General features: G+C 50.2%; 1 protein-coding gene. It reads left to right on the top strand.

Translation table 11 applies throughout. The features are described from left to right. Nucleotides 1-42 precede the first annotated feature (42 nt). Nucleotides 43-1403, top strand: a 1361-nt coding sequence (locus N0M98_RS33630) for an IS1182 family transposase (protein ID WP_259620506.1), incomplete at its 3' end; no start/stop codon positions are given.

Here is a 1403-nt window from a genome sequence, read left to right as displayed (position 1 = left end):
TAACTGTAATCTGTTTATCTGGTAAAAAAGGGTGTGTGGTTTATGGCAAAATTTAAATCTTACTCCACGGAACAAGGTGAATTGTTTCCGATGTATTTGAGCGATTGGATCCCTGAAGATCATTTAGTGCGGCTTGTTAGCGACATCGTGGATCAGTTGGATCTCACGGTCATGACAAATCGGTATTCCCATCGCGGAGAAGAAGCCTATCACCCCGCCATGCTTTTGAAGTTATGGTTCTATGGCTATGCTACGGGTGTGTTCACCTCCCGGACCCTTCGTCAGGCTATGGATGAAAATATTCCTTTTCGTTGGCTATGTGGCGGCCATCGACCGGATTTCCGTACGCTCAGCGATTTTCGAAAGGATCACCTCGAATCATTACCGGGACTTTTCAAACAAGTGGTACACATCGCCATACAGCTAGGGTACGTGTCCCTCGGTCATGTCAGCATCGATGGTTCGAAGCTGAAAGCCCATGCATCGAAGCATAAGTCGATGTCGCGAGATCGGATGAACCAGGAAATCGAGCGTCTGGAAAAGGAAATCCGCGAAGCTCTCGAGCAAGCCGGCCAGATAGACGACCAAGAGAACGAAGAGCCCCTTTCGCTGTTGCCGGAATCGGTGACCAATCGCCAATCCCGACTTGAAAAAATCAGAGAGGCGCTCAGACAGTTGGAAACTCGCAAACCGGTAGAGGAATCGAAGACACCGGACAAAGATCAATTCAACTTTACCGATCCAGATTCCCAAATCATGGATACGAAAACCCAAGGCGTCATCCAAGGATATAATCCGCAAATTGCCGTAGATGCGGATCAGGGATTCATCGTCGGACTGCAGATGAACCCTAGCAGCAGCGACCAACACCAATTCCAGCCGGTGCTCGGTTCCATCCGCAACATAACGGGAAAGGTGCCCGAGAAAGTGAGTGCGGACGCAGGGTACTTTAGTGCGGACAACATTCAGGCGGCGACGAAGGCCGAGACCGACGCCTACATCGCGGCAACCCGTGAAAACAAGCAGCACGGGAATCCGTACGATAAAACCAACTTTACGTATATCCCGGAAACGGATACCTATGTGTGCCCAGCGGGACAAACGCTGATCCACAAGTACACATACTATGAAAAGGATCCTCAAAAAGCGACTCAATGGGTGTATATGAGCGATGCCTGCCTGACCTGCCCGTTTCAAAAGGACTGCGTTAAGTCCGGATCCGGTAAACGAAGGGTCAAACGCAATGAAGGCGATCCGATCCGAGAAGCCATGAGAACCAAAGTGCAAAGCGATGCCGGTAAAGACATTTACCGGTTACGTAAAGCCATCGTGGAACCCGCGTGGGGGCAAATGAAAGAATGTCAGGGCTTTCGTCAGTTTCACCTCCGTGGCGAAGATAAGGT

The organism is Paenibacillus doosanensis (assembly GCF_025060755.1).
Lineage (GTDB): Bacteria > Bacillota > Bacilli > Paenibacillales > NBRC-103111 > Paenibacillus_S > Paenibacillus_S doosanensis.
This window is presented reverse-complemented; position numbering and strand designations above follow the sequence as displayed.